Origin of the sequence: Alcanivorax hongdengensis A-11-3, assembly GCF_000300995.1 — a bacterium.
Taxonomy (GTDB): Bacteria; Pseudomonadota; Gammaproteobacteria; order Pseudomonadales; family Alcanivoracaceae; genus Alcanivorax; species Alcanivorax hongdengensis.
The window spans coordinates 1-23564 of record NZ_AMRJ01000015.1 but is presented as its reverse complement, the minus strand read 5'-3'; the positions used below and the strand labels follow the sequence as shown (position 1 = coordinate 23564).

Below are 23564 nucleotides of genomic sequence, written 5' to 3'. Positions count from 1 at the left end.
CGCACAATGCCAGCCCATGACCGAGACACTCTATATTCACCCGGAAACTCCGCAGCCGCGCCTGATTCGCCAGGCGGTGGACGTGCTGCGCCGTGGCGGGCTGATTGCCTATCCCACCGATACCACCTACGCGCTGGGCTGCGGCATCGGCGAAAAAGCCGCCCTCGACCAGTTGATTCGCCTGCGCCGGCTGGACAAGAAGCACCAGTTCACCCTGCTGTGCCATGACCTGTCGGCCCTGGCCACCTATGCCAAGATCGACAACCCGGATTACCGTCTGCTCAAGGCGCATACCCCGGGCCCCTACACCTTTATCCTGCAGGGCACCTCGGAAGTGCCGCGGCGCCTGATGGACCCGAAAAAGCGCACCATCGGCATCCGCGTGCCCGATCACGCCATCTGCCAGGCGCTACTGGCCGAACATGGCGAGCCGATCATGACCTCCACCTGCCATCTGCCGGATGACGAATTTCCGCTCACCGACCCCCAGGATGTGCGTGATTTTCTGCAGGGGCACGTGGATCTGGTGATCGACGGTGGTTTTGGCGGCGTTACCGAAACCACCGTCATCAGCCTCTGCGAGGGCGACGGCCCGCATATCGTGCGCGAAGGGGCCGGCCCGGTGGACAGCATTTTTTAGCGCTTCCACGAAAACGGTCACGCTTTGCACGACTGTGCCCGTGACGCTGTCTTTGCGGCCCCGGTTGCCCTTATAATTGCGGGCTTTCCAGTGCGTCCGTCCAGGGGCGCGAGCGTTGTTCACAAGGAGTTGGCTTTTGAGTTCCGTGGTTCCTTCCCAGCGAGTGGTATCCGGCATGCGCGCCACTGGCCGTCTGCACATGGGGCACTACCATGGCGTACTGAAGAACTGGGTACGCCTGCAGCATGAATACGAGTGCTTCTTCTTTGTGGCGGACTGGCATGGCCTGACCACGGAATACGAGAATCCGCAGAAGATCGAACAGCACGTCTGGGACCTGGTGATTGACTGGCTGGCCGCCGGCGTCAACCCGGGCTCGGCCACCCTGTTCATTCAGAGCCAGGTGCCCGAGCACGCCGAGCTGCACCTGCTGTTGTCGATGATGACGCCGCTGAGCTGGCTGGAACGAGTGCCCACCTACAAGGACCAGCAGGAAAAACTGCGCGAGAAGGACCTGAGTACCTACGGCTTTCTCGGTTATCCGCTGCTGCAGTCCGCGGACATCCTGGCCTACCGGGCCGGGCAGGTGCCGGTGGGCGCTGACCAGGTGGCCCATGTGGAGCTGACCCGTGAGGTGGCACGTCGCTTCAATCACCTCTACGGGCGCGAGCCGGGCTTCGAGGAGGCGGTGGAAGCCGCCATCAAGAAAATGGGCAAAAAACAGGCGAAGATCTACACCAATCATCGCCGCCAGTACCAGGAAAAGGGCGACGAATCGGCCCTGGAAACGGCACGGGCACTGGTTGATAACCAGCAAAACATCACCCTGGGCGACAAGGAGCGCCTGTACGGGGACCTGGAAGGTGGCGGCAAGGTCATTCTGCCCGAGCCCCAGGCGCTGCTGACCAAGGCCTCCAAGATGCCGGGGCTGGATGGTCAGAAAATGTCCAAGTCCTATGGCAACTTCATCGGCATGCGTGAAGAAGCCGGCGAAATCGAGAGCAAGATCCGCCGCATGCCCACGGATCCGGCGCGGGTACGCCGCACCGACCCGGGCAACCCGCAGAACTGCCCGGTGTGGCAGTTCCATATGGTCTACTCCGATGACACCACCCGCCAGTGGGTGCAAGATGGCTGTACCAGCGCCGGCATCGGCTGCCTGGACTGCAAGAAACCGATCATCGAGGCGGTGCAGGAAGAAGTAGAGCCGATTCGCAAGCGTGCCGAGGAGCACCTGCGCAACCCGGATCTGGTTCGCACCATCGTCGCCGAGGGCAGTGAAGAAGCCCGCGAGGCCGCCCGTGCCACCCTGGAAGAGGTGCGTGGCGCCATGGGCCTCAATTACCGCTAACGGCGGGAGAGACAGATGACAGAGACCGTCGAGCAGACAGACTCAACACAGACCTTTACGCCGCATCACCCGAGTCAGTCGGAGATGCCGTTCGGTCTGGTCTATGGCAAGGCCATCACCAAGCTGCCCGACGATCTCTACATCCCCCCGGATGCGCTGGAAGTCTTCCTGGAAGCCTTCGAGGGCCCGCTGGACCTGCTGCTCTACCTGATCAAGCGACAGAATCTGGATATTCTCGATATCCCGGTGGCCACCATCACCAGTCAGTACATGGAGTACGTGGAGCTGATGAAGGCCATGAATTTCGAGCTGGCCGCCGAATATCTGGTGATGGCCGCCATGCTCAGCGAGATCAAGTCGCGCATGCTGCTTCCACGCCCCAAGGAGGACGAGGAAGAAGAGGGCGAAGACCCCCGTGCCGAGCTGATTCGCCGGCTGCAGGAATACGAGCGCTTCAAGAAGGCCGCGGGGGATATCGACGAGCTGCCCCGCCTGGAGCGCGACATCCATGTGGCCGAGGCCCGGCGCCCGGACTACAGCCGGGAGAAGGCCCAGCCGGATGTGGATATGCGCGAGTTGCTGCTGGCCCTCAAGGAAGTCATGCACCGCGCCGACATGTTTGAAAGCCACCAGGTCTCACGCGAGAAACTGTCCACCCGCGAGCGTATGGCCAACGTACTGGATCGGCTCAAGGGACGGGAGTTCGTGCCCTTCGTGGAGCTGTTCAATCCGGAAGAGGGCCGCCTTGGCGTGGTGGTGACCTTCCTGGCCATGCTGGAGCTGGTCAAGGGCTCACTGGTGGAACTGATCCAGAACGGGCCATTCACGCCCATCCACGTGAAGGCCAAGACCCTGGTACTGGAAGAATCCGAGGCGCTGGCCGCCCTGGAACTGGATGATGACGACGAACCGCAAGACGCCCACGACGGCACCGAGGGATAAGCGTGGAAGCAGAACAAATCAAAAAGATCGTCGAAGCGGCCATTCTGGTATCCGACGGCCCGCTTAGCCGCGATGCCATGCTGGAACTGTTTGACGAGGAAGACCGGCCCGGCAAGCCGGAGCTGGGCAAACTGCTCGAAGAGCTCAATGAGGATTATGCCGAGCGCGGCATCTATCTGCGGGAAGTGGCCTCCGGGTTTCGTTTCCAGGTGCGCAGCGAGCTGGGCCCCTGGGTCAGCCGCCTGTGGCAGGAAAAGCCGCCTCGCTACAGCCGGGCGGTGCTGGAAACCCTGGCCCTCATTGCCTATCGCCAGCCGATTACCCGTGGCGAGATCGAGGAAATTCGGGGTGTGTCCGTGAGCTCACACATCATCAAGAGTTTGCTGGAGCGCAACTGGGTGCGCGTGGTGGGCCATCGTGACGTGCCCGGCCGGCCGGCCATGTTTGCCACCACCCGCCAGTTCCTGGACTACTTCGACCTCAAGAGCCTGGAAGAGCTGCCGACGCTGGCGGAAATCCGCGACCTGGATCGTATCAACGAAGAGCTGGCGCTCAGTGATGCGCCGGACCCGGATGCTACCACCTTGAGCGAGGATGATCAGGGTGCTGGCAGTGACGAACACGAGGCCCGCCTGCCCGGTGACCAGGAAAGCATCCCCGGCCTGGAACAGGAGCCGGAAATTGACGAGTCGATGCTGATGAGCATGGACAAGGTGGACGAGGTGCTGTCCGGCTTTGAAGCGGAATTCCGCCGCAAGCCAGGCGCCCAGGATGCGGCCGAGCACGAGGCCGACAGCGCTGACGAGACGGCGACAGCCACCGATGGCGACGACGCCAGCGACGAGGACGACCAGACACCCCATGAGTGAGAAGTTGCAGAAAGTCCTGGCCCGAGCAGGGCTGGGTTCCCGCCGCGAGCTGGAGACCTGGATCAGTGATGGCCGGGTTTCCGTGAACGGTAATATCGCCACCCTGGGTGACCGGGTTGGCCCCGAGGACACCTTGCGTGTCGATGGCAGGATAGTGAAGGTGAAGGCCGAAGACGAAACAGTTCAACGGGTGATCATGTATCACAAGCCCCCGGGGGAGGTCTGCTCACGCAACGACCCGGAAGGTCGCCCCACGGTATTTGATAACCTGCCGCGCCTGCAGGGCATGCGCTGGGTGCAGGTAGGACGCCTGGACATCAATACCACCGGGCTGATGCTGTTCACCACCGATGGCGAGCTGGCCCACCGGCTGATGCATCCCTCCAACGGCTTTGTCCGTGAGTACGCCGTGCGCGTGCGCGGCGGCATGACCGCAGAAAAGCGCCAGGCCATGCTGGACGGCGTGTTGCTGGAGGATGGCATCTCCCAGTTCGAGAGCATCGAGGATGCCGGCGGCGCGGAAGAAGGCGCCAATCACTGGTACAAGGTCACCCTGGTGGGCGGCAAATACCGGGAAGTGCGTCGCCTGTTCCAGTCCCAGGACCTGGATGTGGCGCGCCTGATGCGGATTCGTTTCGGCGACCTCAAGCTGCCGCCACAACTGCGCCAGGGCCGCTGGATGGACCTGACCGCCGAGCAGATCAAGCCGCTGATCGACAAGGTCGACCTGAAAGGCAAGAAATACACCGGCCTCTACGGTCGCGCCCGCCTGCGTCACCAGCGTGACCAGAAGCCGCCGCGAAAGGCCCGTCGCAACCCCTATCGCCGCTAGCGGCACTCCAGAACGGCGGAAGCGACCCTTCCGCCGTTTCGCGTTTAGCGTGGATCCATTCTCTCAGGGCAACTGCATCATGCCGCCCACCAGGGCGGGCAGGGCGGTTTCCACCCGCAGGATGCGGCGGCCGAAGGCGTGGCACTGGAACCCCCGGTCGCAGAGCATCTCCACCTCGAAGGGTGTCCAGCCGCCTTCCGGGCCAATGGCCAGGCAAGCCGGCCCCGGCAGGTTGCGGGGCAGGGGGGCGTGATCGCCCGGATGGGCAAGAATGCGTGGGCCGTCGCCGGCCCAGTGATCCAGCCGGTCTTCCACAAAGGGGCGAAAGCGGGGCGCCAGCAGCAGTTCGGGCAGCTGCGTGTCACGGGCCTGTTCCAGCCCCAGTAGCATCTTCTCGCGCAGCAGGTCCGCTTTCAGGTTGGGTGTCTGCCAGTAGCTCTTGTCCACCTTCCAGCTGTTGATCAGCACAATGCGCTTGATGCCCAGGCTGGTGGCATCAATCAGGATGCGCTTGAGCATTTTCGGGCGTGGCAGGGCCAGCAACAATGACAGTTTCAGCGGCTCCACATTTTGAGAATCAGCTTTAAAAGAAACCGTTATCTCTTTGTTTTTTATGGATTCAATAATGCAAGTTCCCTGTGGGCCGTCGAGCAGGCCGGCCTTGCAGGGTTGCCCCTCGGTGAGGCCAAGCACGGACTGCACATGGCGCGCCTGGCGCTCATCCAGGCGCCAGTGGCTCTCATCGAGCTGTTGTTCAGGCTGAAGCAGTAGCAGGTTCATGGGAGCGGATTATGGCACAGCTTTGACGTAAATCTCCCTTTGCGGGTCCATTATGGCTCTTTGCCGCGCCGGCCTGTGTTGCTAGAGTGTCCGGCCTGTCTAAATGATTGATTGTGGAGACTTCCATGCAGTTTCAGGGTACCGACCAATACGTCGCCACCGACGACCTGAAAATGGCCGTGAATGCGGCTATCGCCCTCAAACGTCCCTTGCTGATCAAGGGCGAACCGGGCACCGGCAAGACGCTGCTGGCCGAACAGGTGGCCGAATCGCTGGGGCTGGAATTGCTGTCCTGGAACATCAAGTCCACCACCAAGGCCCAGCAGGGCCTGTACGAATACGACGCCGTGTCCCGCCTGCGCGACTCCCAGCTGGGCGCCGAGGGGGTGGAAGATGTGTCCAACTACATCAAGAAGGGCAAGCTCTGGGAAGCCTTCGCCGCCGACAAGCAGGTGGTACTGCTGATTGATGAAATCGACAAGGCGGATATCGAATTCCCCAACGACCTGCTCCAGGAGCTGGATCGCATGGAGTTCTTCGTCTATGAAACCGGCGAAACCATCCGTGCCGAGCAGCGGCCCATCGTCATCATTACCTCCAACAACGAGAAGGAGCTGCCGGATGCCTTCCTGCGCCGCTGTTTCTTCCACTACATCAACTTCCCCGATGCCCAGACCATGCAGCAGATCGTGGATGTGCATTATCCGCAGGTGAAGAAGGCACTGGTCACCGAAGCGCTGGAGATCTTCTTTGACCTTCGCAAGGTGCCGGGCCTGAAGAAAAAGCCCTCCACCAGTGAGCTGATTGACTGGCTCAAGCTGCTGCTGGCCGACGACATCCCCGAAGATGTGCTGAAAAACCGTGATACCAAGAGCGCCGTGCCGCCACTATATGGCGCGCTGCTGAAAAACGAAGCGGATGTGCAGCTGCTGGAACGTCTGGCATTCATGAATCGCCGGGAAAGCTAATCGCCCCACAGGCCTGATGTATGTTGATCGGTTTTTTTGAAAATCTGCGCCGCTACCGGGTGCCGGTGAGCCTGCGTGAGCTGCTGGACCTCTACGAGGCCCTGGACGCCCACGTGGCCTTCGGCTCCGTGGACGACTTTTACCTGCTCAGCCGGGCGGTGATGGTCAAGGACGAAAAGTACTTCGACCGTTTTGACCAGGCATTTGCCAACTACTTCGAGGGGCTGGACAACCTGCCACCGGACTGGCTCAACCAGGCGATTCCCGAAGAGTGGCTGCGCAAACAGCTGGAAAAGAACCTTAGCGCCGAGGAATTCGAGAAACTCAAGGGCCTGGGCAGCCTCGAGGAGATTCTGGAAACCCTGCGTAAGCGCTTGGAAGAACAGCAAAAACGCCATCAGGGCGGCAACAAGTGGATCGGTACCGGCGGCACCAGCCCCTTTGGGGGCTATGGCGCCAATCCGGAAGGGGTTCGCATGGTCGGCCCGTCGCGCAACAAGCGCGCGGTCAAGGTCTGGGAAAAACGCGAGTTCCGCAATCTGGACGATTCCGTGGAGCTGGGCATCCGCAACATCAAGCTTGCCCTGCGCCGGCTGCGCAAGTTCGCTCGCACCGGCCGCGAGGAAGAGCTGGATATGGATGACACCATCGCGTCCACCGCCAGAAATGCCGGCCTGCTGGATATCAAGATGCGCCCGGAACGCGAGAACCGGGTCAAGGTATTGCTGTTCTTTGATGTGGGCGGCTCCATGGACCCCTACATCAAGCTCTGTGAAGAGCTGTTCTCTGCCGCCCGGCTGGAGTTCAAGCACATGGAGTACTTCTACTTCCACAACTTCATCTACGAGTACGTCTGGCGAGACAACCGGCGCCGCTGGGATGAAAAGACCTCCACCTGGGATGTGCTGCATAAATACGGTAATGACTACAAGGTAATCTTCATTGGTGACGCGGCCATGAGCCCCTACGAGGTCAATTCCGTGGGCGGCAGCGTGGAGCACTGGAATGAGGAGGCCGGTGCCGTCTGGTTCCAGCGAATTACCGACACCTATGACAAGGTGATATGGTTGAACCCGGAACCGGAGCGAGCCTGGCAGATGACCACCTCCACCCAGTGGATTCGGCAGCTCACCGATAACCATATGTACCCGCTGACACTGGAAGGTCTGGAAAAGGCCATGCGTTATCTGAGTAAATAGCCCAAGCAAACAGTCTGAACAAGGATTCGTGACACCATGATGAAGTCTCGCCACCAGGGCGGCCTGCTTGTGCTGGCCGCCTGCCTGTCCGCGCCCCTGGCCGCCCAGGCCGAAGTCGACAAGGTTTACTCGCCGCGCATTGACGCCGGCAGCCTGGAGCTGGAAGCCCGCAGCATCTATCTGGACGATGATGACAACCCGGCGGACAACTCCCGTGAGGACAAGTTTTCTATCGGTTATGCGTTCTCCGATCGCGTCGCCCTGGAAGCCTACCTGAATGCGGAGAAGGTACCCGGCGAATCCTACGAGCTGGAAGAATACGAGCTGGAAGGGCGTTTCAACCTGTACCAGAACAACGACAGCGCCCTGGGCCTGCTAACCGAAGTGGAAAAGAGCCGTGAGGATGACATCTGGAACCTGAAGGTCGGCCCCCTCTATGAACAGAGCTTCAGCCCGCTTGTGCGCATGCGGGCCAACGCCTTTGTCGGTGAAAGCCACGGCAGCGATGTGCAGGACAGCGATACCGAGTACTCCGGTGCCTTCCAGCTGGCCTACACCGAAGATGACGATCTACAGCCAGCGGTGGAGTACTACGGCGCCCGCAACAACCATGGTGCCGGGCCGGTACTGCTGGGTGAATTCGAAATCGGCGAGCAGGAACTGGAGTGGGAGGCCGGCGTGATCTTCGGCCTCACCGATAACTCCGATGACGTTACCTACCGCTGGCAGCTGGAAATGGAATTCTGATGTCGCTCAGCGCCCGGCCGCTGCGGTGGCCGGGCGCGCCGCCGGTTTCAACAGCTTCAGCGCCCCCATACTGACCAGTACCAGCAACACCCCCAGCCACTGCAGCGGCCCCAGCTGCTCATCCGGGAACACCATGATCGCCGCGCTGACCGTCACCACCGGACCGAACATGGCCACCACGCCGGCCTCCGCTGCATTACTGCGACTCAAACCCTCGAACAGCACAAAGAACGGCAACACGGTGGAAAACAGTACCAGCACCACGATCCAGCCAAAGGCCGGCAGACTCACCGCCAACTGTTCAGGTGACAGGGTCGGCAACAGAAAACCGGCCATGAACAGCAGCGTGAAGCTGTTGGACAACTGATTGAAGCGCACTGAGCCCAGGGGCTTCATCAAGGCCTGACTGGTCCGCCAGAACGCGGCATAGCAGATTGCCGCACCAAAGCCATAGAGCAGGCCGGCCAGGCTCACCTCGCCGCCATGCCAGCCGGGCAGGAGCAGCAGGGCGATCCCCACCCAGGCCACCACAAAGATCATCATCTGCCCGCCACCGGGTAAACGGCGCTGCTCCACGGCCTGCATCACCATCAGCAACGCCGGGAACAGATAGAGCACCATCCGTGAAATACTGGCCCCCAGCGCCTCGATAGCATGGAAATCACACCAGGCACTGACAAAGAACAGCGCACCGGTAAAGGCGCAGACCAGCCATTGGCGGCCACTGAGGTGCACCCGGGGTTGGCGGCGATTGATCCAGCGGGCAATCAGCCAGAAAATCGGTACCGCCAGGAAAAACCGCCAGACCAGCAGCGCATTAACCGGCACCTGATACTGATAGATCAGGCGGGCAAAAATACCCTTGAACGCCATGGCAAAGGTGGCTGCCGCCACCCACACCAGCCCGGATTGCCACCATCGCCCCTGCGTCATCGTCGTTACCCGTTGGTCCGTCCTGTTTCAGACAGCCTGACAGCCGGCTTGCTATTCGCCAACAGCATTGAAAGACTATCAGCTATTCATTTTTCGGATAGCTGAGCCATGGACCTGAAACAACTCAACGCCTTCGTGGTGGTGGCCGACACCGGCAGCATGGTGGCCGCAGCCAGCCAGCTGGGCCTGTCACAGCCCTCCCTGAGCCGACTGATTCGCCAGCTGGAAGCGGATCTGGGCAGCCGGCTCCTGCATCGCACCGGCCGGGGCGTGAGCGTCACGGACAGTGGACGCATGGTGATGGAGCAGGCCAGGGCGCTGCTGGACCAGGCCACCGCATTGCGCCAATCGGTGGCTGCCCACCAAGGGCAGGTCAGCGGGCAACTGGCCTTTGGCCTGCCACCGAGCATGGGGGTTTACCTCAGCGGGCCGCTGATCAGTGACTATCATCGCCGCTATCCGCTGGTGCACCTGCAGATTGGCGAAGCCCTTAGCGGCGACCTGCAGGAGCGCCTGCTGGCCCACAAACTGGACCTGGCCATTCTGTACGACGGCGCCATCAGTGCCAGCCTCAGTGTCCTGCCGCTGGGGCGTGAACCCTTGCTGCTGATCGGCCCCGCCGACCAGGCGCCCATGCAGCAACGGGACATCACTTTCGAACAGGTGGCCCGGCTGCCACTGGTGCTGCCCGGCGTGCGTCACGGTCTGCGCGCCTTGCTGGAGCAGTATGCTTTCCGGGAGTCCCGGCCACTGACCCTGGCGGTGGAGGCGGATTCCCTGCGCGTGCAGCTGGACCTGGTGCGCCGCGGCCTGGGCTTTACCATCCTGCCAGCGAGAACCCTGAAAGCGCTCAACGACGATGGCCGACTGGTCGGCATTCCGGTGCTGTCGCCGTCACTGGAGCGACGCAGCGTACTGGCCTGGCGCCGGGATGCGGTGCTGAGCCCGGCGACTCTGGCCATGCGTGACGCCGTGCTCGACCAGATTGCCAGCTATGCGTAGTTAACTTCTGGCCAGGCACCAACGACAGTCGCGTTGACGATAAACCAGAAAAGAAGGCAAGAACGGGGCGAGGGAGGTAACCGTGCCTTGCTTCAGCGTTTCAGTAGAAGTGCGCCATGCCCGGGTTAAACGCGCCAATGGGCATGTATCGACGACTGTTTTGAGATCAGGGCATGATCGTCAGTATCCGGCTTCAATGTCATTGCAAATGAAAGGGGTACAGGTGAGACACAACAGTCGTGGAGATGGTATATTTAACATAATATACATTATGCAGAGTCATTGAGGGAGCGCGGTGGGGCGAATGGCGAGGCACGAGCCATCGCACGCCGCGTGCCCTCTGGGCTTGTCAATAATTCAACAAGTGACACGCCGTCTAGCCATCAGTCCGGCCAGTTGACCATAAACGTGCATGATGCACGCCTGCGCAAGATGTCCAAGGCCGTCACCACCTCTGCGAGCATCCACCAAGACACCATGCCGTCCGGCTACGTGGCCGCCATGATCACACTGACCTATGCCGCTGATCAGGATTGGTCCCCGTATCACATTTCCCGGTTTCTTAAGAACGCCCGTCAGTGGCTCAAGCGCCGCTGTATCAGATTCCGGTATGTCTGGGTCTGCGAACTCACCAAGGTTGGCAAGCCGCATTACCACATCGTTTTCTGGATTCCGCGCCGGATCAGGCTCCCCAAGCCAGATCAGTCTGGTTGGTGGCGCTTCGGATCGTCCCGTATCGAGTTTGCCCGCCGCCCGGTCGGTTATCTGGCCAAGTATGCGTCCAAGGGCTCTGCTGGCCAGCGTCTACCCAAGGGCGCCCGCATGTACAACGCTGGCGGGTTCAGTCAGTCAGGCCGCCACTTTCGCGCCTGGCGGCTTTCGCCGGCCTATGTCCGCCGTTCCTGTTCGCCGTCTGATCGTCCCCAGCGAGCCCCCGGCGGTGGCTGGGTCCTTCGTGAGTCCGGTGACTGGTTCCCGTCCTTCTGGCAAGTCGTTTCCCGCGGCCCCGGCTGCCTGACCGTCGCTCCCGCCCGGGAGTCATGGCCGGCTGAGGTCATCGCCATGTGGTTTTCAGTATTTACACAACCGGAGTACAGCTATGAGTAACCCCGCTGCCCGTTTCTGGTCCGTCCAGCTTCAACGCATTCAGGAACAGACTGCCGCCGCACCACTTTTCAGCCCTGACAAGGCCTCGCTGCTGTTCCGGGCTGGTCGTCAGCGTCTCCGACATTCCGTTGAGACACTTGTTTGTGTCGGCCCGCTGCACGGTGCTTCTGACGATGAGCTGTTCCAGTTGGCGGACATTGCTACCGAGCTTTGCCATGCGATCGGCGTCGAGCTGTCCATTCGCGGAGCTGGCCGCCTGTCGTTGCTTCGTTTCGATACCCAGGACCAGACCCGCTCTGTGTTGCTTTCCACCGTGGCCATTAACCGGTAAAGGCTGTCCACATAGCTGTCCACGGGCCGCAGGGAGCTTTAGCTCACTCACCGGAGGCCGGTGGGCAGGTTTGTGGGCAGGCCCATACGCCTATGACTGACTTCGATAACCCTCTCTATCAGCTTCGCCGTATTCAGTGCCGCATGACCATTGCTCAGGCTGCTGATTTTCTGGCTGTTCACCCGTCGACCATCCGCCGGCAGGAGTCCGGCAAGGTCCCCATAAACCCCCTATTCCTGCGGCTGCTGGCCATCCGTGCCGGTCACCTCGGCGAGATCCACCCGCGTTGGCATGGCTGGCAGATCGACCGTGACGGGGAGATGTTCAACCCGCTTGGCTATAAGCGCGGTTTTGTGCCGGGAGACCTGAACGCCCTGCTCTTTCGAGCGGCTCAGGTCCGGGCCATGGAACTCAAGATTAAACGGCTGGAGCGTCGCATTTTCCTGCTGGCCCCAGCCAATGACGGGTTCTATCTGGCCAAGCATGAACCGCCTGGCCGGTCGGATGATCTTTAAGCGTCACTTATTCCCGCTCATGGGACCCTGTACCCTGCGCCTTGCTCATCCTCTTCCAGCCTGGCTAGTTCCTCTTCATCTCGGACCAGTCTGTCTATCAGGTCGCCCTCCTCTTCCTCAGCCATTAGATCAGCCTCAATCGACATGGCTACCTCAGGCGGTACCGTCCCCGTACTCCTTACAACCGCAGTGATCTGCGACGCCAGGACAAACTTATCAACCACGCTCAGTAATGTGGCCTTATCCCGTGCCGGTAATACCTCCGCCATTGAGATGGCCCTTTCCAGCATCTGAGATAGCCCGGCCTCACCCTTAACGTGCAGCAGATCGTTCGCGCTGCAGTTCAGTGCTTCCATGAGCTTATGGACAGTCGATACCTTCGCGTCCGTCTCGTTTCGCTCCAGCTTTGAGATATGCCCCAGTTTCATGCCGGCCATATCTGCCAGATCACCCTGCGTTAGCCCTGCAAGCTTCCTCAGGCGCTTCAAATTCTCTCCTAGAGCCATTCTGACAACCCTCTTTTGTCCTTTGAGGGCAAATATAACCCCTATTTTCCCTCTTGAGCATTGACGTAGCCCTTTAGGGGCAATTAAATTCCCCTTGTAGGGTGATTGACAGGGTTTCAAATGCAAACAGATATACATTATGCGTAGTTATTGAGATATCTGGCTGTAGCACTGTACAACCGGCACGCCCCTTGATGTGCATCAAGACACCGTAAGCCGCTCTCTGGGATGCTGGCAGTCATTGTCGCATTGCCAGTCTTCGAGGTTGACCATGTCACCCCTTAACTCCGAAATTATCCAGCATTATGGCGGCCCTGGTCCTCGCTATACCTCGTATCCGCCGGCGGACCGTTTCCACGAGGAAATCTCTGCGGCGGATTTTGACCATGCGGTGGCGCTGGGCAACCAGGCACGGCGCCCCTTGTCCCTGTATCTGCATGTGCCTTTCTGCGGCAGTGTCTGCTACTACTGTGCCTGCAACCGTATCATTACCGGCAATCACGCCCGGGCCGATGAATACGTACCCTTGCTGAAACGGGAAATCCGCCACAAGGCCCGGCATGTGGATAGCCAGCGCCCGGTGGTACAGATGCACTGGGGCGGCGGCACTCCGACCTATTTGAGCGATGCCCAGATCACCGAGCTGGTCTATGACCTGGCCCGACATTTTCCGCTGCTGGACGATGATCGTGGTGATTACGCCATTGAAATCGATCCTCGCACGGTGAATGAGTCGCGTCTTGGCCTGCTGCGCGGCCTTGGCTTCAACCGCATCAGCCTTGGGGTGCAGGACCTGGACCCACGGGTTCAGCAGGCGGTTAATCGGGTTCAGCCCTACGAAATGATCCGTGATGTGATGGGCTGGGCCCGGGATTTCGGCTTCCGTTCCATCAATACGGATTTGATCTATGGTCTGCCGTGGCAGTCGGAATCCAGCCTGGCACGGACCATCGAGCAGCTGCTAACGCTGCGCCCGGATCGGGTTTCCCTGTACAACTATGCTCACATGCCGGCGCGCTTCAAGGTGCAAAAACAGATTCCGGAAATGGCACTGCCAAGCCCTTCGGAGAAGCTGTCCATGCTGGTACGGGCCACGGAAATGTTCCGGCGGGCCGGTTATCGCCTGATCGGCATGGATCATTTCGCCTTGCCGGAAGATGATCTGGCCCAGGCACAGGAAAACGGCACTCTGCACCGCAATTTTCAGGGTTACACCCTGCATGGCGAGGCGGATTTGCTGGGGCTTGGGGTCAGTGCCATCAGCCAGATTGGACGATTTTACGGGCAGAACTGGAAGTCCCTGAACCAGTGGCAGTGCGCGGTACTGGACGATGCCCTACCCCTTGAGCGCGGCTATCTGTTGAATGACGATGATGCCCTGCGCCGGGAGGTCATCATGCGACTACTGTGCGATATGCGGCTGGACATGGAAGAGATCGGCCACCGCTGGAAGATTGAGTTCACCGATTATTTCCTTGATGCCCTGGCGCAAATGGCGGATCTGGAGCTACATGGCCTGATCCGGCGTGATGGGGACAGCCTGCAGGTCACCGAGGTCGGCCGACTGGTGGTCCGAGCCATTGTTCAGCCCTTTGATCGTTACCGGCGGCTGGCCCAGGAGGGTCGATTCAGCCGCATCATTTAGCGCTATGAAACAATAAGAGTACTGGTACTATAATGAACGCAGCACAACAGGGTTTCGCGGCCCACACTTCCGGGAGGCTCCCCATGTCCCGTCATGTTTCCTGTAACGACTGCAGCCTGAGCCCTATCTGCCTGCCGCTGGCTGTGGCTCCTGCACAGCTCAATGAACTGGACAACATCATCCACCGTGGTCGCCCGCTGCGTCGTGGTGAACATCTCTATCGTGCTGCGGATACTTTCACGGCGGTATTTGCGGTACGTTCCGGGGCGCTGAAAACCTATGTGATCAGTGATGAGGGCGAAGAACAGGTCACCGGCTTTTATCTGCCCGGGGAAATTGTCGGCATGGATGGCATCAGCACCGCCCATCATATTTCCAATGCCAAGGCGCTGGAAACCGCCACGGTGTGTGAGATCCCCTTCCACCGACTGGAAGAGTTGTCGCAGAAAATCCCGTCCCTGCAGCACCATTTCTTCAGCCTGATGAGTGAGGAAATCCGTGCGGACCGGGAGCTGCATCGTCTGCTCAGCAAAAAATCCGCCGATGACCGGGTCGCCTCTCTGTTGCTGTCTCTGTCGGCACGCAATCAACGGCGCGGTCTCAGTGCCACGGTCTTTCGTCTGCCCATGTCCCGTTATGACATTGCCAACTATCTGGGCCTGGCGGTGGAAACCGTTAGCCGGATTTTTACCCGTTTTCAACAGCAACACATGCTGAAAGTAAACGGCCGGGAAGTGGAAATTTGCGACCGCCCTGCCCTGTGCGGTCAGGGACGATTGCAGGAGGAGGCATAAATGGGTGACAGCGCCCCGATTCTGGCGATTCTCGACCCGGTGCTAAAAGCTGGCCAGCCGGCCCTGCGCAAGGCCGCGCAACTGTCTGCCGCCCTCGCCCGCCCATTGCGGGTGGTGGTGAATGGCTACTCGTCAGCCATGGCCCGGGCGGTGGGGTTGGACAGCGCCCGCCGGCAGGCCGCCGAGCAGCAAATCCGTCATGCCTGGCACCAGCGTATGGAGACCCTGCTGGAGGGCCAGCCAGCGGATCTTGAGGTGCTGTGGGACAAGGATTCCATGGCTGCCCTGCGCATGGAGATCGGCCGGGTTCCTCCCTCGCTGATCGTGGTACGCACCAATGATGAAGGTCGTCTGCGGCGCCACATGTTCACTCCCCGTGACTGGCAATTGATTCGCAAGGCGCCCTGCCCGGTCCTCTGTGTTCATGACGATGACTGGGCATCCACCCCCAAAGTGCTGGCTGCGGTGGATCCGGGCACTGGCGACGCCGAGGATGATCGACTGTCAGCCCGTGTGGTGACTGAGGGGCGCAGGGTTTGTGGCGCGCTGAAGGGAGCCATACAAATCGGCCATGTGCTTGAAGATATGCAGGAAACCCTGGTGTTACTGGCCGGGGAAACCATCCCTGATTACGCCGGCAGCATGGAAAAGGTACGCGAATTTCACCGCGACAACTTTCGCCAGTTCTCCGCCGCCCAGGGCTTTGATGTCGAACAGGAAGTGCTGCTTGACGGGGCGGTGGCCCCGACGCTGGCGGCTTACTGTGATGACAATGACGTGGATATCCTGGTGGTGGGCACCGTCAAGCGCAACCTGCCGGAACGTTTGCTGCTGGGCGCCACCGCCGAGTCAGTGCTGACCCGGGCGGGGGCCGATCTGCTGGTGATCAAGCCGGAAGACTTCCGCTCGCCCTGGCTTGCCAGCGAAAAATAGCGGTTAACCGGTTTTGCCGGCATCCTTTTCCGCCCGACGGAACACCGGCTTGTCATCGTCGGATTCTGCCTTGCTGTAGCGGTAGCCGGCCACACGGAACTGCTTCAGCTGGGCCGGGTCCTCGATGCCCTCACGCAATATCCAGGCAGCCATCATGCCGCGCGCCTTTTTGGCAAAGAAACTGATGACCTTGTACTGACCATTCTTTTCGTCCTGGAACACCGGCTCCACGATACGTCCGGCCAACGTTTTCTTCTTTACGGATTTAAAGTATTCATTGGAGGCGAGATTAATGAGCACATCGGTGCCGGCCGCCTTCATGTCCTGATTGAGCTGTTCGGTAATCTTGCTGCCCCAGAATGCATAAAGATCCTTGCCCCGCACGTTATCCAGCTTGGTACCCATTTCCAGACGGTAAGGCTGCATCAGATCCAGCGGCCGCAATACGCCATACAGGCCGGACAGCATGCGTAGCTGCTGCTGGGCTCTCTTGAGCTGCTCATCGTCAAAGGTTTCGATCTGCAGGCCGGTGTAAACATCCCCCTTGAACGCAAACGCCGCCGGGCGCGCATTCTTGCTGGTGAAAGGCCGACACCACTGAGAAAACCGTTCCACGTTAAGATGTGCGATCTTGTCGCTGACTTTCATCAGGCTGGCCACATCCGCCGGCGACAACGCCCGGGCACGCTCGATCAGCTGCTCACTGTCATCCAGCATGCGCGGCTTGGTAGTGCGCAGCGAGGGCAGCGGGCTTTCGTAATCCAGCGTTTTGGCCGGGGACACAACAATCAGCATGGCGTTCTCCTTTACATGACGGCGCCGGAATTATAAGAATCAATACATAACCTTTAAATCCTGCTGCGTATAGTATGCAGCCTGACGCTGCTGTTGAGAGGGCCTGATGCGTCTATTGCTGGTATTGACGGTTGTTATCGCTGTTGCGGTGTTGTTGTGGGGCAGTTGGCAGTGGGGGCGAAAAGTCTTTTTCGCCGTGCTGGCCGCCGTGGTCGCCGGCGCTATCGCCATCGGCCTGGGAGCCTGGTACGCCGAGCGCACCAGTCAGGTGAGCATGCCCGCCGAGGACATCGTTATCACACTGGACGACCACCATCGCACCGAATCCGGGGTTATCCTCAGCGGTTCGGTGCGCAATGACGGCAAGCTGGCGGTGGCCTCCCTGACCCTGGAAGCCGCCGCGCTGCGCTGCGCCCAGGCGGATCAATGCACAACGGTGTTTCAGCAACGCATACCGCTGGAAGTGTATTTGCCGGTGGGCAGCGAATACCCGTTCGAAGTGGTAAGCCGCCCTACTGCGGCGGCAAAAGAGGCAAACAAATGGCAGGTGCGCGCGGTGACCAAGATGGCCTACCCGCAATGACCGCTGGCGTAACCGCGGCTGAATGGTCACAATGCCGCCTTTGAGGCCAGCTTGCTCGCGCAGGCTGCCCTATCACCGCCCAAGGAGTCACCATGGCATCTTTGATTCCCGGCCAGTTAACTCCGATTGCCGAGCACGCCTGGCGGGTACTGGCCCGCAACCCTGGCATGATGACCGGCCCCGGCACCAACAGCTACCTGTTCGGTGACCAGGCCCTGACCGTGGTGGATCCGGGCCCGGCGGACCCCGAGCATCTTGACGCACTGCTCAAGGGTGCCAGGTCACTGGGCAAGCCCATTAACCAGGTGCTGGTGACTCACACCCACCGCGACCATTCGCCCGGCGCGCTGGCGCTGGTGGCCGCCACCGGGGCCCATTGTGTGGGCCCTTTTGTACCGGACGACGGGCTACAGGATGAAACCTGGCAAGCGGATCGGCAGCTGAACGACGGTGATGCCGTTGATTGCGGCGGCGCCAGCCTCACCGCCATCGCCACCCCCGGTCACGTCAGTAACCATTTCTGCTACCAGGCAGCGTCCGGCCTGCTGTTCACCGGTGATCACCTGATTCAGGGCTCTACCGTGGTGATCGCCCCGCCCTCCGGCTCCATGCAGGCTTACTTTGCCTCCCTGCGCAAACTGCAGGATCGTGGCATAACCCTGATGGCACCCGGCCACGGCGATGTCATTGATAATCCGGATACGGTGATTGCCGGGACGCTGGCCCACCGGCAAAAGCGCGAAGACAAGGTACTGTCAGCACTGGACGGCACGTCCCGGCCGCTGACCAGCCTGGTGAAAGTGGTTTACGACGACGTGCCGGAATTTCTCCACGGTGTGGCGCAGCTGTCCCTGCAGGCACACCTGATCAAGCTGGCCGAAGACGGCAAGGCCAACGAATCCGGGCAAGGCTGGCAAAGAAGCGGTTAACCGGCCGGGGCAACGCAACGCCGCCCCCCGCTCCCACAGGAAGAGACTTCGATCTTCGCCATCAACGATTCGCGGCCCTTTAGAGCCAACCCTTGCGCTTGAAATACCAGTACGGCGCAATGCCGGACAGAATCATCAGGCCAAGTGCCATCGGGTAACCGAAATAGAGATGCAGCTCCGGCATGACCTGGAAATTCATGCCGTAGATACTGGCAATCATGGTCGGCGGCAGAAACACCACCGCAGCGATGGAGAAAATCTTGATGATCTGGTTCTGCTGAATATTGATAAAGCCCTGGGCCGCATCCATCAGGAAGTTGATCTTGTCGAACAGGAAGGTGGTGTGCGACATCAGGGTGTCCAGGTCATGCTGGATTTCCGCACACGTGCGCCGGCGCTCCTTGTCGGAACGGACATAGCGCTGGATGAAGGAGATGGAACGCTGGGTGTCCATCAGACACAGGCGGATCTTCCCGTTGCTGTCCTCCAGCCGGGCCAGACGCTCGATATCGTCTTCCAGGTCACTGTCTTCCACTTCCAGCACGCTGAAGCCCACCTGCTCCAGGTCCCGGTGAACATCTTCCAGAGCATCGGCCAGGTTCTCCACCTTCTGCTCGAGGATGCTCAACAAAATATCCAGCGGCTGCTGCACGCGGACCCAGCCACGGCGAATGCGCATGCGCAGCAGGCGAAAATCGGGAATGCGCGACTCGCGGAACGAAATCAGACGGCTGTCCTGCACCACAAAAGCCACGGTGGTGGTCCGTGAACGGCCCTCGGACTGATAGACAAACAGGGAGTGCACATGCAGGCCCTGGGCATCACTGAAAAAGCGCGCGGAGGCCTCGATCTCTTCCATGTCGTCGGAGTCAGGCAGTTCTTCCTGCAGGAACTGCTGAACGGTGGCACGTTCGTCATCTTCTGCGTCGGCCAGATCAATCCAGCTGGCCTTTTCAGCCAGCATCGGCAGGATGTCTTCCGGCTCTTTTTCACGCAGAATACCGTTCTGGATCTGGAAAATGTGCAGCATGGTCGGTCCCCGGTCACAGGTTGCCGATTTCGGCAGCGTCTAGTTAGTTCCGTTCACTTATGAGTGTCAATACCAGCCCGATGACTCCACCCCGCTACCACGACCTTGGCCAGGGCGCCCGACTGCAATGGTGGCCGGCCCTGTTGCCCGATGACCAGGCAACCCATTTGTTGCAACAATTGACTGAGGCGCTGGCATGGCAGCAACCCCAGGTCAGGGTCTACGGTCGCATACATACGGTGCCGCGCCTGACCTGCTGGCATGGCGAGGCCGGCATTCGTTACCGCTATTCCGGGCTGGAGCATTGCGCCACGGGCTGGCCCGTCATCTTACAACCCCTTCATGACGCCATCGAGACATGCACGGGAAAAATGTTTAACAGTATGTTGGGCAATCTCTACCGCGATGGCCGCGACAGCATGGGTTACCACAGTGATGACGAAAGCGAGCTGGGCAACGCGCCCTGGATCGCCTCTTACAGTCTGGGCGTCAGCCGGGACTTCGTGTTTCGGCCCAAAACCGGATCACATCGCCGGCAATGCTTCTCCCTGCCGCTGGGTCACAATCAGCTACTGCTGATGAACCCGGCGGTGCAGCAGCATTTTCAGCACGCCCTGCCCCGCCGTGCCGGCGTAAACGAGTTGCGCATCAATCTGACCTTCCGGTCGATTCAGGCAAAGAACAGATAGCTGAGCAGGATGGCGCTGACCAACCCCGCCGTGTCCGCCGCCAGGCCGCACCACAGGGCATGCCGAAAATCCCGTACCCCAACGCTGCCAAAATACACCGCCAGCACATAAAAGGTGGTCTCCGTGGAACCTTGCATGACCGCCGCCATGCGACCGGCCAGCGAATCCGCGCCCTGGGTCTGCATCACATCCAGCATGGCGGCCCGGGCACCAGAGCCACTTAACGGTTTAAGGAATGCCACCGGCAAGGCATCCACAAAGCGGGTGTCGAGCCCGACAAAGGCGGCGGCGTGACGAATACCGCCCAGTAAAAGATCCAGCACGCCGCCGGCGCGCAACATGGCAATGGCGGCGAGCATGGCCACCAGGTAGGGAATCAGTTTGACCGCCAGGGCGAAGCCTTCCTTGGCGCCCTCGACGAAACAGTCATAGCTATCCACCCCGGCTCGCCAGGCGGCGATGAAAAAGGCGCCCAGCACCACCAGCAGCAACCCATTGCCCAGCAAACTGGAAAGGGTGGACGCCAGTGCCGGTGGTGACAGCCAGACCACCAGCCCGAGCCCCGCCAGTATCAGCAACCAGACCACCAGCAGGGTCATCAACAACGGATCGGCCAGTTTCAGGCCCTGCACCCGACCGGTCACCCAGACGCCCACCAGGGTGGAAATGGTGGTGGCCATCAGCAATGGCAGGTAGATGTCCGCCGGGTCCGCGGCGCCCTGCTGGGCCCGGAATAACAGTACGGTGACCGGAATCAGTGTCACAGACGAGGTATTGAGCACCAGAAACATGATCTGGCTGTCAGTGGCCCGTCGCGGCTGTGGGTTGGTGGTTTGCAGCGCCTCCATGGCCTTCAGGCCCAGCGGCGTGGCGGCATTGTCCAGCCCCAGCATATTGGCCGCCAGATTCATGGACACCGGCGCACTGGCCCGGGAATTTATCGCCAGTTCCGGCATCAAACGTTGTAGTACAGGGGTAATTCGCGCAGACAGGGATTCCGCCAGGCGACTTTGTTCGGCCAGCCGGAAGAGCCCGGACCACAGGGCCAGCACCCCCACCAGGCCAAGGCTGACATCCACGGCCAGGTCGGCGGCCTGCCAGAGCGCATTGACCAGCCGGCCCGGTGCCTCCAGGTCACCAAACAGCAACTGCGCCACGGCGCCGGCGATGCCCGCGAGGAAAAACAGGCTAAACAGTCTGTGCAAACCACCCCCTGTGCGCTTAGGCTATACAGTGAAGAGACCTGTTGAGAGACTCAATGCCACAATTTCGCAAGCTTTTCCCGATTCTGGTTGCCACGTTTTTGCTGGGCGGCGCCCTCAATGTCTGCGGAGCACTGCGCAGTGCGCCCGAAGTCCAAGGCCCGCTCAAGCCCACGCAGGACCAGCAGGAAGCGGCAGAAGAAATTGCCGACAAGCTAAAACTCCATTATCGCCGGCTGGATTTCAATGACCAGCTCTCCGGCCAGATTCTCGACCGTTATCTGGAAGATCTGGATCCCAACCACCTTTATTTCCTGGACAGCGATATCAAGCAGTTCCAGCAATACCGCACGACACTGGATGACCAGCTGCGTGACGGCCAGCTGGAAGGCGGCTTCACCATTTTCAACCGTTATCAGGAGCGCCTGGAGCAAAGGCTGGACAAGTCCCTGGCCATGCTCAAGGAAGATTTCAGCAAGTGGAACTTCGATGGCGATGATTCCATCCTGATTGATCGCAGCAAAGCCCCCTGGGCCGCCAGTGAGAAAGAGCTGGATGCCCAGTGGCACAAGCAGCTCAAGAATGCCGTCTTGTCCATGCGCCTCAACGGCACCAGTGACAAGGACATCCGCACGCGCCTGACCCAGCGTTACCAGAGCCAGCTGGACCGGGTAAAACAGAACACGCCGGAAGATGTGTTCCAGAGCTACATGAATGCGCTGACGGAAACCTTTGATCCGCACACCAGCTACTTTTCCCCGCACAACTCCACCAACTTCGATATCAGCATGAGCCGTTCCCTGGAAGGCATCGGTGCCGTGCTGCAATACGAAGACGGCTACACCAAGGTCGTGCGTCTGGTGCCGGGTGGCCCGGCCACCAAGAGCGGGCAGCTCAAACCCGGGGACCGTATTGTCGGTGTGGCCCAGGGCAACAAGGACCCGGCCAACATCATTGGCATGCGCCTGGATGAAGTGGTTGACCAGATTCGCGGCCCCAAGGATTCCAAGGTGACACTGGAAATCGTTCCGGTGGGCGCGGCCTCCGAGCATGACACCCGCACCGTCACCATTGTGCGTAACAAGGTGATCCTGGAAGAACAGGCCGCCAAGAAGAAAGTCATCGAGGTGCCCCGCGAGGATGGCAAGACGCTGAAGCTGGGCGTGATCGAAATCCCCGCCTTTTACCTGGATTTTGAGGCCTTTCACCGCGGCGACCCGAACTACACCAGCACCACCGGCGACGTGGCCAAGCTGCTGGTGGAGCTGCGCAAGGAGCATATTGATGGCCTGATCATCGACCTGCGCAACAATGGTGGTGGCTCCCTGCTGGAAGTGAACAAGCTGGTCAGCCTGTTCATCAACCGCGGCCCCTCCGTGCTGGTGCGTGAGTCCAATGGCCAGGTCAGCATGTATGGCGACAAGTACCCGGGCATTCTCTATGGCGGGCCCATGGCCGTGCTGGTGAATCACTACAGCGCCTCCGCCTCGGAAATCTTTGCCGGCGCCATGCAGGATTACGGGCGGGCCCTGATTGTCGGCGACGAGACCTATGGCAAGGGTACGGTTCAGACCCTGCTGGATCTCAATCACGGCAAGCTGAAAGTCACCAATGCCAAGTTCTACCGGGTGTCCGGTTCCAGTAATCAGAACCGTGGCATCGAACCGGACATCAACTTCCCGTCACTGGTGGACAAGACCGAGGTGGGCGAAAGCTCCCTGCCCAACGCCCTGCCCTGGGACGAGATCAAGCCGGCGCCCTACAACCGGGTCAACGACTTCTCCCCCCTGCTGCCGGCGCTGCGCAAGGAGCACCTGAGCCGCACCAAGGACGACCCGGAGTTCATTTACGTGAAGTCCCTGCGCCACCTGCTGGATGAAAACCGCAATCGCAAGGAACTGTCGCTGAACGAGAAGACCCGTGAAGAATGGCAGGACAAGTTCGACCAGGAGCGCCTGTCTATCGAGAACGCCCGCCGCAAGGCCCGCGATGAAAAGCCACTGGCGGACATCAAGGAACTGCGCACGCTGGAAGAGCAACGGGCGCTGGACCCGGAAAGCCACGATGACGCCCTGGACAAGGACCCCTACGTGAAGGAAACCGGTCAGATTCTGGGTGACATGATGGAGCTGCAGGACAAGGAGCGCACCCGGGTCGCCAAGGGCAGCTAGCAAACCCCACCCTGCCCTGACAAAAAAGCCGGCATTGCGCCGGCTTTTTTATGGTTCTTCGCGGATTAGAG

25 protein-coding genes are annotated in these 23564 nt (G+C 60.3%); 19 read left to right on the top strand and 6 right to left on the bottom strand.

Going from position 1 to position 23564, the window contains the following annotated elements:
- Positions 1-16: 16 nt before the first annotated feature.
- The 5 genes from A11A3_RS10410 (at position 17) to rluB (ending at position 4634) form a co-directional block, all read left to right on the top strand.
- Positions 17-640, top strand: a complete 624-nt coding sequence (locus A11A3_RS10410; RefSeq protein ID WP_008929257.1) for an L-threonylcarbamoyladenylate synthase — start codon at positions 17-19, stop codon at positions 638-640.
- Between the two features lie 136 nt (positions 641-776).
- A complete protein-coding gene (locus A11A3_RS10405; RefSeq protein WP_083851740.1) occupies positions 777-1991 on the top strand; it encodes a tryptophan--tRNA ligase in 1215 nt (404 codons plus the stop codon).
- Positions 1992-2006: 15 nt separating this feature from the next.
- Positions 2007-2933 carry a segregation and condensation protein A gene (locus tag A11A3_RS10400; RefSeq protein WP_051011798.1) on the top strand — a complete coding sequence of 309 codons (927 nt, stop codon included), beginning with the start codon at positions 2007-2009 and terminating at the stop codon, positions 2931-2933.
- A gap of 2 nt (positions 2934-2935) precedes the next feature.
- Positions 2936-3802 (top strand): SMC-Scp complex subunit ScpB, encoded by an 867-nt coding sequence (gene scpB / locus A11A3_RS10395; RefSeq protein WP_008929254.1) that lies wholly within the window; start codon positions 2936-2938, stop codon positions 3800-3802.
- A complete protein-coding gene (gene rluB / locus A11A3_RS10390; RefSeq protein ID WP_008929253.1) occupies positions 3795-4634 on the top strand; it encodes a 23S rRNA pseudouridine(2605) synthase RluB in 840 nt (279 codons plus the stop codon). The genes scpB and rluB overlap by 8 nt, the downstream gene beginning before the upstream one ends.
- 63 nt (positions 4635-4697) lie before the next feature.
- On the opposite strand, the gene A11A3_RS10385 is transcribed toward rluB, so the two are convergent.
- Positions 4698-5414, bottom strand: a complete 717-nt coding sequence (locus A11A3_RS10385; protein WP_008929252.1) for a 16S rRNA (uracil(1498)-N(3))-methyltransferase — start codon at positions 5412-5414, stop codon at positions 4698-4700.
- A 125-nt stretch (positions 5415-5539) separates the two neighbouring features.
- Between A11A3_RS10385 and A11A3_RS10380 the strand changes: the two genes are divergently transcribed.
- Genes A11A3_RS10380 through A11A3_RS10370 form a run of 3 tightly spaced genes read left to right on the top strand, consistent with a single transcriptional unit; the run spans position 5540 to position 8328 of the window.
- On the top strand, positions 5540-6382 hold the full coding sequence (locus A11A3_RS10380) for an AAA family ATPase (RefSeq protein WP_008929251.1): 843 nt from the start codon (positions 5540-5542) through the stop codon (positions 6380-6382).
- A 20-nt stretch (positions 6383-6402) separates the two neighbouring features.
- Positions 6403-7581, top strand: coding sequence for a vWA domain-containing protein (locus A11A3_RS10375; RefSeq protein WP_008929250.1), 1179 nt, complete (start codon positions 6403-6405; stop codon positions 7579-7581).
- Between the two features lie 36 nt (positions 7582-7617).
- On the top strand, positions 7618-8328 hold the full coding sequence (locus tag A11A3_RS10370) for a hypothetical protein (RefSeq protein ID WP_008929249.1): 711 nt from the start codon (positions 7618-7620) through the stop codon (positions 8326-8328).
- A gap of 6 nt (positions 8329-8334) precedes the next feature.
- Here the strand turns inward: A11A3_RS10370 and A11A3_RS10365 are convergent, their stop codons facing one another.
- A complete protein-coding gene (locus A11A3_RS10365) occupies positions 8335-9261 on the bottom strand; it encodes a DMT family transporter (protein WP_008929248.1) in 927 nt (308 codons plus the stop codon).
- Between the two features lie 108 nt (positions 9262-9369).
- Between A11A3_RS10365 and A11A3_RS10360 the strand changes: the two genes are divergently transcribed.
- The 4 genes from A11A3_RS10360 to A11A3_RS10345 all read left to right on the top strand — a co-directional run bounded on the left by A11A3_RS10360 (position 9370) and on the right by A11A3_RS10345 (position 12216).
- On the top strand, positions 9370-10263 hold the full coding sequence (locus A11A3_RS10360; protein ID WP_008929247.1) for a LysR family transcriptional regulator: 894 nt from the start codon (positions 9370-9372) through the stop codon (positions 10261-10263).
- 408 nt (positions 10264-10671) lie between these two features.
- Entirely contained in the window at positions 10672-11370 is a 699-nt protein-coding gene (locus A11A3_RS10355; protein ID WP_008929246.1) for a rolling circle replication-associated protein, read from the top strand.
- Entirely contained in the window at positions 11363-11701 is a 339-nt protein-coding gene (locus A11A3_RS10350; RefSeq protein WP_008929245.1) for a hypothetical protein, read from the top strand. Before A11A3_RS10355 ends, A11A3_RS10350 begins: the two co-directional genes overlap by 8 nt.
- Before the next feature lie 92 nt (positions 11702-11793).
- Positions 11794-12216, top strand: coding sequence for a DUF3653 domain-containing protein (locus A11A3_RS10345; protein ID WP_008929244.1), 423 nt, complete (start codon positions 11794-11796; stop codon positions 12214-12216).
- Between the two features lie 17 nt (positions 12217-12233).
- Here the strand turns inward: A11A3_RS10345 and A11A3_RS10340 are convergent, their stop codons facing one another.
- Positions 12234-12722 carry a helix-turn-helix domain-containing protein gene (locus A11A3_RS10340; RefSeq protein WP_008929243.1) on the bottom strand — a complete coding sequence of 163 codons (489 nt, stop codon included), beginning with the start codon at positions 12720-12722 and terminating at the stop codon, positions 12234-12236.
- A gap of 271 nt (positions 12723-12993) precedes the next feature.
- On the opposite strand from A11A3_RS10340, the gene hemN reads away from it, so the two are divergent.
- The 3 genes from hemN (at position 12994) to A11A3_RS10325 (ending at position 16094) form a co-directional block, all read left to right on the top strand.
- Positions 12994-14367 (top strand): oxygen-independent coproporphyrinogen III oxidase, encoded by a 1374-nt coding sequence (hemN, locus tag A11A3_RS10335; RefSeq protein ID WP_008929242.1) that lies wholly within the window; start codon positions 12994-12996, stop codon positions 14365-14367.
- An 83-nt stretch (positions 14368-14450) separates the two neighbouring features.
- The gene (fnr, locus tag A11A3_RS10330) at positions 14451-15161 is read left to right on the top strand and encodes a fumarate/nitrate reduction transcriptional regulator Fnr (RefSeq protein ID WP_008929241.1); all 711 of its coding nucleotides are present in this window, start codon (positions 14451-14453) and stop codon (positions 15159-15161) included.
- Positions 15162-16094, top strand: coding sequence for a universal stress protein (locus A11A3_RS10325; protein WP_008929240.1), 933 nt, complete (start codon positions 15162-15164; stop codon positions 16092-16094). It abuts the gene before it with no gap.
- A 3-nt stretch (positions 16095-16097) separates the two neighbouring features.
- On the opposite strand, the gene yaaA is transcribed toward A11A3_RS10325, so the two are convergent.
- Entirely contained in the window at positions 16098-16889 is a 792-nt protein-coding gene (gene yaaA, locus A11A3_RS10320) for a peroxide stress protein YaaA (protein WP_008929239.1), read from the bottom strand.
- Positions 16890-16995: 106 nt separating this feature from the next.
- Here yaaA and A11A3_RS10315 point away from each other — a divergent pair, with 106 nt between their 5' ends.
- Both A11A3_RS10315 and A11A3_RS10310 read left to right on the top strand, forming a co-directional pair.
- Positions 16996-17472, top strand: a complete 477-nt coding sequence (locus tag A11A3_RS10315) for a hypothetical protein (protein WP_008929238.1) — start codon at positions 16996-16998, stop codon at positions 17470-17472.
- Between the two features lie 92 nt (positions 17473-17564).
- A complete protein-coding gene (locus A11A3_RS10310; RefSeq protein ID WP_008929237.1) occupies positions 17565-18401 on the top strand; it encodes an MBL fold metallo-hydrolase in 837 nt (278 codons plus the stop codon).
- A gap of 79 nt (positions 18402-18480) precedes the next feature.
- On the opposite strand, the gene corA is transcribed toward A11A3_RS10310, so the two are convergent.
- Positions 18481-19431 (bottom strand): magnesium/cobalt transporter CorA, encoded by a 951-nt coding sequence (corA, locus tag A11A3_RS10305; RefSeq protein WP_008929236.1) that lies wholly within the window; start codon positions 19429-19431, stop codon positions 18481-18483.
- A gap of 59 nt (positions 19432-19490) precedes the next feature.
- On the opposite strand from corA, the gene A11A3_RS10300 reads away from it, so the two are divergent.
- Positions 19491-20120, top strand: coding sequence for an alpha-ketoglutarate-dependent dioxygenase AlkB family protein (locus A11A3_RS10300; protein ID WP_008929235.1), 630 nt, complete (start codon positions 19491-19493; stop codon positions 20118-20120).
- Here A11A3_RS10300 and A11A3_RS10295 read toward each other — a convergent pair.
- Positions 20102-21325, bottom strand: coding sequence for a spore maturation protein (locus A11A3_RS10295; RefSeq protein ID WP_008929234.1), 1224 nt, complete (start codon positions 21323-21325; stop codon positions 20102-20104). The genes A11A3_RS10300 and A11A3_RS10295 overlap by 19 nt on opposite strands.
- A 53-nt stretch (positions 21326-21378) precedes the next feature.
- Here A11A3_RS10295 and A11A3_RS10290 point away from each other — a divergent pair, with 53 nt between their 5' ends.
- Positions 21379-23493: a carboxy terminal-processing peptidase gene (locus A11A3_RS10290; protein ID WP_008929233.1), complete on the top strand. Its 2115-nt coding sequence runs from the start codon at positions 21379-21381 to the stop codon at positions 23491-23493.
- Positions 23494-23564: the final 71 nt, after the last annotated feature.

Bases quoted from the DNA above. Each gene is read 5' to 3' on its own strand.
- A11A3_RS10410 (WP_008929257.1), top strand. From the start codon at position 17: ATGACCGAGACACTCTATATTCACCCGGAAACTCCGCAGCCGCGCCTG.
- A11A3_RS10400 (WP_051011798.1), top strand. From the start codon at position 2,007: ATGACAGAGACCGTCGAGCAGACAGACTCAACACAGACCTTTACGCCG.
- rluB (WP_008929253.1), top strand. From the start codon at position 3,795: ATGAGTGAGAAGTTGCAGAAAGTCCTGGCCCGAGCAGGGCTGGGTTCC.
- A11A3_RS10385 (WP_008929252.1), bottom strand. From the start codon at position 5,414: ATGAACCTGCTACTGCTTCAGCCTGAACAACAGCTCGATGAGAGCCAC.
- A11A3_RS10380 (WP_008929251.1), top strand. From the start codon at position 5,540: ATGCAGTTTCAGGGTACCGACCAATACGTCGCCACCGACGACCTGAAA.
- A11A3_RS10375 (WP_008929250.1), top strand. From the start codon at position 6,403: ATGTTGATCGGTTTTTTTGAAAATCTGCGCCGCTACCGGGTGCCGGTG.
- A11A3_RS10370 (WP_008929249.1), top strand. From the start codon at position 7,618: ATGATGAAGTCTCGCCACCAGGGCGGCCTGCTTGTGCTGGCCGCCTGC.
- A11A3_RS10365 (WP_008929248.1), bottom strand. From the start codon at position 9,261: ATGACGCAGGGGCGATGGTGGCAATCCGGGCTGGTGTGGGTGGCGGCA.
- A11A3_RS10360 (WP_008929247.1), top strand. From the start codon at position 9,370: ATGGACCTGAAACAACTCAACGCCTTCGTGGTGGTGGCCGACACCGGC.
- A11A3_RS10350 (WP_008929245.1), top strand. From the start codon at position 11,363: ATGAGTAACCCCGCTGCCCGTTTCTGGTCCGTCCAGCTTCAACGCATT.
- A11A3_RS10345 (WP_008929244.1), top strand. From the start codon at position 11,794: ATGACTGACTTCGATAACCCTCTCTATCAGCTTCGCCGTATTCAGTGC.
- A11A3_RS10340 (WP_008929243.1), bottom strand. From the start codon at position 12,722: ATGGCTCTAGGAGAGAATTTGAAGCGCCTGAGGAAGCTTGCAGGGCTA.
- hemN (WP_008929242.1), top strand. From the start codon at position 12,994: ATGTCACCCCTTAACTCCGAAATTATCCAGCATTATGGCGGCCCTGGT.
- fnr (WP_008929241.1), top strand. From the start codon at position 14,451: ATGTCCCGTCATGTTTCCTGTAACGACTGCAGCCTGAGCCCTATCTGC.
- A11A3_RS10325 (WP_008929240.1), top strand. From the start codon at position 15,162: ATGGGTGACAGCGCCCCGATTCTGGCGATTCTCGACCCGGTGCTAAAA.
- yaaA (WP_008929239.1), bottom strand. From the start codon at position 16,889: ATGCTGATTGTTGTGTCCCCGGCCAAAACGCTGGATTACGAAAGCCCG.
- A11A3_RS10315 (WP_008929238.1), top strand. From the start codon at position 16,996: ATGCGTCTATTGCTGGTATTGACGGTTGTTATCGCTGTTGCGGTGTTG.
- A11A3_RS10310 (WP_008929237.1), top strand. From the start codon at position 17,565: ATGGCATCTTTGATTCCCGGCCAGTTAACTCCGATTGCCGAGCACGCC.
- corA (WP_008929236.1), bottom strand. From the start codon at position 19,431: ATGCTGCACATTTTCCAGATCCAGAACGGTATTCTGCGTGAAAAAGAG.
- A11A3_RS10300 (WP_008929235.1), top strand. From the start codon at position 19,491: ATGAGTGTCAATACCAGCCCGATGACTCCACCCCGCTACCACGACCTT.
- A11A3_RS10290 (WP_008929233.1), top strand. From the start codon at position 21,379: ATGCCACAATTTCGCAAGCTTTTCCCGATTCTGGTTGCCACGTTTTTG.